Raw genomic sequence first — 7751 nt, forward strand, 5'->3', positions numbered from 1 at the left:
CCGCAACGAGTCACGACTCGGCGGGAGGGTCGGCGCCGCTGACTAAGGTGGATGGGTGACCGATCCCACCTCCCGCCTCGCCGGCCCCGTGCGCGTCGTCGGCGCGGGGCTGCTGGGGGCCTCCGTCGGCCTGGGCTTGCGCGCCCGCGGCGTCGACGTGCTGCTCGCCGACGCCTCGCCCGCCCACCTGCGGCTGGCGGCCGACTACGGAGCGGGGCGACCGGACGACGGCGCGCAGGAGCCGGCCCTCATCGTCGTCGCGACGCCGCCCGACCTCGTGGCGCGCGTCGTCGCGGACGAGCTCGCCGCCCATCCCGACGCCGTGGTGACGGACGTCGCGAGCGTCAAGGTCGCGCCCCTCGCCGAGCTGGAGCAGACCGGCCTGGACCTCTCGCGCTACGTGGGCTCGCACCCGCTCGCCGGCCGGGAGCGCGGCGGCCCCAGCGCCGCCCGCGCGGACCTCTTCATCGGGCGCCCCTGGGTGGTGTCGGCGCGACCGGAGAACCCGCGGGCGGCCGTGAACCTGGTGGAGTCGCTCATCCTCGACCTCGGCGCCACCCCCGTCGAGATGGCGGCCGCCGATCACGACGCCGCCGTCGCGCTCGTCTCGCACACGCCGCAGCTCGTCTCGACCCTCATGGCGAAGCGGCTCGCCGACTCCACCGACGCCGCCCTGGGGCTCGCCGGCCAGGGCGTGCGCGACGTGACCCGGATCGCTGCGAGCGAGCCGGAGCTGTGGGTGCAGATCCTGGGCGCCAACGCCCCGGCCATCGTCGAGATCCTGCACGCCTTCCGCGCCGACCTCGACCGTGTGCTCGTCGCCCTGGGCGACGTGGATGCGGCGGGAGCGCGCCGGACCATCGCCGAGGAGATCGCGGGCGGCAACGTCGGCGTCTCGCGCCTCCCCGGCAAGCACGGCCAGGACAAGCGCTACGCGAGCCTCATCGTCATGGTGGAGGACCGCCCCGGCGAGCTGGCCCGGCTGCTGGCCGAGCTGGGCGAGCTCGGGGTCAACCTCGAGGACCTGCGGCTGGAGCACTCGCCCGGCGCGCCCTTCGGCCTCGCCGAGATCGCGGTGCTGCCCGAGGTGCTGCACCGCACCGTGACCGACCTGACCGACCGCGGCTGGAGGATCGCCGGATGACCGAACTCGTGCTCGCCATGGACGGCCCCGCCGGCAGCGGCAAGTCGTCCGTCTCGCGGGCGGCCGCCCGCCGCCTCGGCTGGGCGTACCTCGACACCGGCGCCGCCTACCGTGCGCTGGGCTGGTACGTCGTGCAGCGCGGGACCGACCCGACGGACGCCGCCGCCGTGATCGACAGCCTCCCGGACTTCGACTACCGCATCGGCACCGACCCCGACACGTACCACGTGTTCGTCGGCGAGCACGACGTGACGGCGGCCATCCGCGAGCCGGAGGTCACCGCCGTGGTCAGCGCCATCGCCCGCGTGCCCGAGGTGCGCGCGCACCTGACGCAGCTGTTCCGCGACATCGTGCGGCACTCCGAGAAGCCCGGCATCGTGGTGGAGGGTCGCGACATCACGACGGTCGTCTGCCCGGATGCGCCCGTGCGCATCCTGCTCACCGCCGACGAATCCGTTAGAATTGCCAGGCGCTCCGCCGAGCTCACGGGTCAGTCCTCGACCAGCGTCGGCGAGGCGCTCCATCGGCGCGACGCGGCCGACGCCCGTGTGGTCGACTTCATGAACGCCGCAGACGGGGTGACCACCGTCGACTCCACCGACCTCGACTTCGACCAGACCGTGGACGCCGTCCTCGCGGTCGTGCAGAACGTCGTACAGAAAGAGACCCATGGCTGACTTCGACACCGAGCCCGTCGGCGACGACGACCTCGCCGACCGCCTCGCCGGCATCGACGAGGAGCTCGCCGTCCAGCGGGCCGCCGCGCTGCGCAGCGGCCTCGACGACTACGACCTCGACGAGAGCGACCTCGACGTCCTCCAGGCCGCCACCGAGGACGTCGACACGATCACGTACCTCCCCGCTCTGCCGGTGCTCGCCATCGTCGGCCGGCCGAACGTCGGCAAGTCGGCGCTCGTCAACCGCATCCTCGGCCGCCGCGAGGCCGTCGTGGAGGACACCCCCGGCGTGACGCGCGACCGCGTCTCGTACCAGGCGGAGTGGAACGGCCGCCGGTTCACCGTGGTCGACACGGGCGGCTGGGAGCCCGACGCGCGCGGGATCGACGCCTCCGTCGCCGCGCAGGCCGAGGTCGCGATCGACCTCGCCGACGCCGTGCTGTTCGTGGTGGATGCGACCGTCGGCGCGACCGCGACCGACGAGCACGTCGTGCGTCTCCTCCGCAAGACCAAGAAGCCGGTGTTCCTCGCCGCCAACAAGGTGGACGACGCCCGCCAGGAGCCGTACGCGACCGAGCTGTGGTCGCTGGGCCTCGGTGAGCCGCGTCCCGTCTCCGCGCTGCACGGGCGCGGTGTGGCCGACCTCCTGGATGACGTCCTGAAGGTGCTGCCCGAGGTCTCGGCCGTCGCCAAGCAGGAGGTCGGCGGACCGCGCCGCGTCGCGATCGTCGGCCGGCCGAACGTCGGCAAGTCGTCCCTCCTGAACAAGGCCGCGGGGGAGGAGCGGGTCGTCGTCAACGAGCTGGCCGGCACCACCCGCGACCCCGTGGACGAGCAGGTCGAGCTGGGCGGCAAGGTGTGGCGGTTCGTCGACACCGCCGGCATCCGCCGTCGCGTGCACCTGCAGCAGGGCGCCGACTTCTACGCCTCGCTGCGCACCTCCACCGCGCTGGAGAAGGCGGAGGTCGCGGTCGTCGTGCTCGACGTCTCGCAGCCGATCAGCGAGCAGGACGTGCGCATCATCGACCTCGTGCTCGAGTCGGGCCGCGCGCTCGTGCTGGCCTTCAACAAGTGGGACCTGCTCGACGACGAGCGCCGCCGCTACCTGGAGCGCGAGATCGAGCAGGACCTCGCCCACGTCTCCTGGGCGCCGCGCGTCAACATCTCCGCCCGCACCGGCCGCCACCTCGAGAGGCTGGTGCCCGCGCTGGAGCAGGCGCTGGAGTCGTGGGACACCCGCATCCCGACCGGCAAGTTCAACGCCTTCCTGGCCGAGCTCACGGCCGCCCACCCGCACCCGGTGCGCGGGGGCAAGCAGCCGCGCATCCTGTTCGGCACCCAGGCGTCGAGCCGGCCGCCGACATTCGTGACCTTCACCACCGGGTTCCTCGACCCGGGCTACCGGCGGTACATCGTCCGCCGGCTGCGGGAGGTGTACGGCTTCGAGGGCACGCCGATCGTGCTCAACATGCGCGTGCGGGAGAAGCGCAAGCGCTAGGGTCGCATGCGGGCCTGCGCGGCAGCATTTCGTGAACATCCACAATATTACGTGTAATACATACACTTTACGATGTTCACCATGCGCACATCGTCCGCCGGTTCGAATGGTCCCCGCGTAACCATAACGCGGGGTTTTGTACCCCATCGTGTCCTCACTAATGTGGACAAGCGAGGGCTACCCCGACGCGCAACCCGAATGCGCGGGCTCTCGTCTCTAAGGACGCATACCCGATCATGAGTTCTACAAGTTCATACACGCCTGCCCGAAAGCGCCAGCTCGGTTCCGAGAAGCGCACCGACCCCCTGCCGACGGTCCACCCCAGACCGTCGGATCGCACGATCACGTGGAGCCGCGTGGCCATCGTGCTGACGATCCTGTTCTGGGCGATCTACGTCGTCACGACGATCATCCGCCAGTTCATCGACAGCGGATCCCAGAACTTCCGCTTCACCATGGAGGCGGTCGGCTACACGGTCGTCGTCACCTTCCTCACCTTCTCGGCGCTGATGTACCTCGTCGCCCGGCAGGGAGCGCTCCAGCGCTTCCAGAAGCACGTGCGCGTGCCGCGTGCCGAGCTCGACCGGCACTTCGCCCAGAACCAGCCGTCGATCACCGTGCTGGTGCCGTCGTACGCGGAGGAGCCGGAGGTCGTGCGCATGACCCTGCTCTCCGCCGCGCTGCAGGAGTTCCCGTCCAAGCGCGTCGTGCTGCTGCTCGACGACAACCCGAACCCGAGCGACCCGACGGTCGCCGCACGCCTCCAGGCCACCCGCGACCTGGCGACGAGCATCGGCGACCAGCTGTCGGAGCCGCGGTTCCGCTTCTCCGACGCGCTGCTGCGCTACGAGCTGAGCGACGACCGCGCCCTGGCGGAGCCGGAGGCCATCCGCGAGCTCGCAGGCCACTACCGCTGGGCCGCGCAGTGGCTGTACGACCAGGCCGACGCCCACACCATCGAGGACCACGTCGACGTCTTCTTCGCCGACCAGGTGCTCCGCGGGCTCGGCGACGACCTCGCCCTCACCGGGGAGGCCGTGGAGGCGGCGCTCGACGAGGGCGCCCTGCTCACCTCCGAGCGCGTCGCGCAGCTGTACCGCCGGCTCGCCTGGACCTTCGACGCCGAGCTGGAGGTCTTCGAGCGCAAGAAGTGGGCCTCGCTCTCGCACGAGGCGAACAAGGCCATGAACCTCAACGCCTACATCGGCCTGATGGGCGGCACCTACCGCGTCGAGGAGACGCCGGAGGGCCCGATCCTCGACCCGGTCCCCGTCGGCAGCCGCCGGCCCGGCGACATCGAGATCCCCGACAGCGACTTCCTGCTGACGCTCGACGCCGACTCCATCCTGCTCCGCGAATACTGCCTCCGGCTCACGTACTTCCTGCAGCAGCCCGACAACGCCCGCGTCGCCGTGACGCAGACGCCGTACTCGTCGTTCCGCGGCGCCGGCACCCGCATCGAGCGCCTCGCCGGTGCCACCACGGACATCCAGCACATCCTCCACCAGGGAAAGAGCTACTACGGCGCCACGTTCTGGGTGGGTGCGAACGCGGTCATCCGCAAGCGGGCGCTCGACGACATCGTCGAGACCGAGTTCGTCGGCGGCTTCGAGGTGCGGCGGTACATCCAGGACCGCACCGTCATCGAGGACACCGAGTCGAGCATCGACCTCGGCACCCACGGCTGGACGCTCGTCAACTACCCGGAGCGGCTGAGCTACTCGGCCACGCCGCCGGACTTCGGGTCGCTGATCGTGCAGCGCCGCCGCTGGGCCAACGGCGGACTGCTCATCCTGCCCAAGCTCTGGCGCCAGGTGAAGGAGCGCCGCCGCCGCGGCGAGAACGTCTCGCGCGTCGAGCTCCTGCTGCGCATCAACTACATGGCCTCGATCTGCTGGGCGAGCTTCGGCCTCGTGTTCCTGCTCGCGTACCCGTACGACGGCCGCCTGCTGAGCCCGATGGTCCTCCTGGCCGCGCTGCCGTACTTCATCAGCCAGGCCGCCGACCTCCGGTACTGCGGCTACAAGGCGATGGACATCTTCAAGATCTACGGCTTCAACCTGATCCTGCTGCCGGTCAACCTCGCCGGCGTGCTCAAGTCGATCCAGCAGTCGCTGACCGGCAAGAAGATCCCGTTCGCCCGTACGCCCAAGGTCAAGAACCGCACCGCCTCGCCGCTGCTGTACGTGATCGCGCCGCTCGCGATCGTCGCGTTCTCGCTGTTCACCCTCTGGCGCGACGTCAACGCGCAGAACTGGGGCAACGCCGCGTTCGCCGCCTTCAACGCGCTCTGGGCGATCTGGGCGATCTGCGCCTACATCGGCGTCGGCAACACCATCGTCGACATCTGGCTCGGCATGACCAAGCCGCTGTACGTGGACAAGGGCAAGCGCGCCTCCGCGCCGGAGCCCGCGGCCGTGACCGCGTCGATCGACTGGCGGTCGGTGCTCTACCACGGCCACGCCGGCGGAGACGTGCCGCACGTCGAGCGCGCGGCGGTCGCATCGGCGGCCGCGTCCGACGCCGACATCACGGACCAGAGCGCGGGCGACAGCGCCGACGACAACTCCGGCGTCCGGAAGCAGGCCGCCTGATGGCCGGCACGAGCGCTGCCGTCGAGCAGGCTCAGGCGCCTGAGGCCCCGTCAGGTCGCCGCCTCTCGCCGTGGCGCGTGATCGGCGCCGGGCTGGTCGCCGTCATCGTCGTCACCGGCGGTGTCGTGGGCTTCCAGTGGTGGAGCGCCAAGGCCGCGGTCGACGTGCAGCCGTGGTTCGCCTCCTACGTGGATGTGACCGCGACCCCGCGGTTCGCCTTCGAGAACCTCGGGACGACCTCCACCAAGGACGCCGTCCTATCGTTCGTCGTCTCGTCCAAGGAGGAGGCGTGCGAGCCCTCGTGGGGCGCCGCCTACTCGCTGGACGAGGCACGCGGCTCCCTCGACCTGGACCGCCGCATCGCGCGGCTCCAGCAGCAGGGCGGCACGGTCGCCGTGTCGTTCGGCGGACTCAACAACGACGAACTCGCCGTGAACTGCGACGACCCGTCGAAGCTGAAGGCGGCCTACGCGTCCGTCGTCGACCGCTACGACATCGGCACCATCGATCTCGATCTCGAGGGCGCGGGTCTGTCCGACGCCGACGCGAACGCGCGCCGGGCCACCGCCATCGCGGACCTGCAGAAGGAGCGCCGCGCCGAGGGCAAGGGCCTCGCCGTGTGGCTCACCCTCCCCGTCGCCCCGTCCGGCATGACGACCGCCGGCACCGACGCGGTCGCCGCCATGCTGAAGGCGAAGGTCGACCTCGCCGGCGTCAACGTCATGACCATGGACTTCGGGAACTCGAAGGAGGCGAAGAAGTCGATGGCGCAGAACGCGGAGGCCGCGGTCACCGCCGCTCAGCGCCAGCTGGGCATCCTGTACGACCGCGCGAAGCTGCACCAGAGCGACCCGAGCCTGTGGGCGAAGATCGGCGCGACCCCGATGATCGGCCAGAACGACGTGGAGGACGAGGTCTTCACCCTCGCCGACGCGACCGCCTTCAACACGTGGGCCGTCTCCACCGGTCTCGGCCGCATGTCGATGTGGTCGGCGAACCGCGACAAGACCTGCGGCTCGAACTACGTGGACACCTCCGTCGTCTCGGACGCGTGCTCGGGCGTCGCGCAGGGCAAGAAGACGTTCGCCGCGACCCTGGCGAAGGGCTTCGACGGCCACATCTCCCTGGGCGAGTCGGCCGTCACGACCGCCGAGCCGACCGCGACCGCGGCCGTCGACGACCCCGCGACCTCGCCCTACCCGATCTGGAAGACCACGGCCTCCTACCTGAAGGGCACCAAGGTCGTCTGGCACCACAACGTGTACCAGGCGAAGTGGTGGACGAAGGGCGACACCCCCGACGACCCGGTGCTGAACTCGTGGGAGACCCCGTGGGAGCTGGTGGGCCCGGTGCTGCCGGGGGAGACCCCGATCCCGCAGCCGACCCTCCCCGCCGGCACGTACCCGAACTGGAGCGGGACGGCCGCGTACGATAAGGGCCAGCGTGTCCTGTTCGACGGCATCCCGTTCGAGGCGAAGTGGTGGACGCAGGGCGACAGCCCCGAGGCCGCCAGCTCCGACCCCGACTCCTCGCCCTGGACCCCGCTCACCCAGGACGAGATCGACAAGCTCGCGGGAGCGTCGTCGTGACGACGCCTTCCGCATGAGACCCGGCGGCGGGATGCTGACCCCCCTCGCATCCCGTCGTCGACTGGACCAGGACACCCCGCTGCGGGGCGGAGGGTCCGGGCGCCACCGTGTGCGAGACGGCTTCGTCGGGAAGCCGGTCACGGCAGGGCGTGGGGGGGGGGGGGGGGGGGGGGGGGGCCCGCGGGGGGCGGGGGGGCCCCCCCCCCCCCCCCCCCAGAGTGGGGGGGGGGGGGGGGGGGGTTAAGAAAA

The 7751-nt window shown here is 71.1% G+C and carries 5 protein-coding genes; all 5 read left to right on the top strand.

Annotated features, from left to right (window positions below):
• Positions 1 to 55: 55 nt before the first annotated feature.
• The 5 genes from ACR9ZG_RS01895 (at position 56) to ACR9ZG_RS01915 (ending at position 7502) form a co-directional block, all read left to right on the top strand.
• Positions 56 to 1144 (top strand): prephenate dehydrogenase, encoded by a 1089-nt coding sequence (locus tag ACR9ZG_RS01895; protein ID WP_481283123.1) that lies wholly within the window; start codon positions 56 to 58, stop codon positions 1142 to 1144.
• Entirely contained in the window at positions 1141 to 1821 is a 681-nt protein-coding gene (gene cmk / locus ACR9ZG_RS01900) for a (d)CMP kinase (protein ID WP_481283124.1), read from the top strand. The genes ACR9ZG_RS01895 and cmk overlap by 4 nt, the downstream gene beginning before the upstream one ends.
• Positions 1814 to 3319: a ribosome biogenesis GTPase Der gene (der, locus tag ACR9ZG_RS01905; RefSeq protein WP_481283125.1), complete on the top strand. Its 1506-nt coding sequence runs from the start codon at positions 1814 to 1816 to the stop codon at positions 3317 to 3319. Before cmk ends, der begins: the two co-directional genes overlap by 8 nt.
• 236 nt (positions 3320 to 3555) lie before the next feature.
• Positions 3556 to 5913: a glycosyltransferase family 2 protein gene (locus ACR9ZG_RS01910; RefSeq protein WP_481283126.1), complete on the top strand. Its 2358-nt coding sequence runs from the start codon at positions 3556 to 3558 to the stop codon at positions 5911 to 5913.
• Positions 5913 to 7502, top strand: a complete 1590-nt coding sequence (locus ACR9ZG_RS01915; RefSeq protein WP_481283127.1) for a chitinase — start codon at positions 5913 to 5915, stop codon at positions 7500 to 7502. Before ACR9ZG_RS01910 ends, ACR9ZG_RS01915 begins: the two co-directional genes overlap by 1 nt.
• Positions 7503 to 7751 lie beyond the last annotated feature (249 nt).

Source organism: Leifsonia sp. KNZ12-8B (assembly GCF_056755495.1).

Excerpts from the sequence above, each read along its gene's own strand:
- cmk (WP_481283124.1), top strand. The coding sequence starts at position 1,141 with ATGACCGAACTCGTGCTCGCCATGGACGGCCCCGCCGGCAGCGGCAAG.
- der (WP_481283125.1), top strand. The coding sequence starts at position 1,814 with ATGGCTGACTTCGACACCGAGCCCGTCGGCGACGACGACCTCGCCGAC.
- ACR9ZG_RS01910 (WP_481283126.1), top strand. The coding sequence starts at position 3,556 with ATGAGTTCTACAAGTTCATACACGCCTGCCCGAAAGCGCCAGCTCGGT.
- ACR9ZG_RS01915 (WP_481283127.1), top strand. The coding sequence starts at position 5,913 with ATGGCCGGCACGAGCGCTGCCGTCGAGCAGGCTCAGGCGCCTGAGGCC.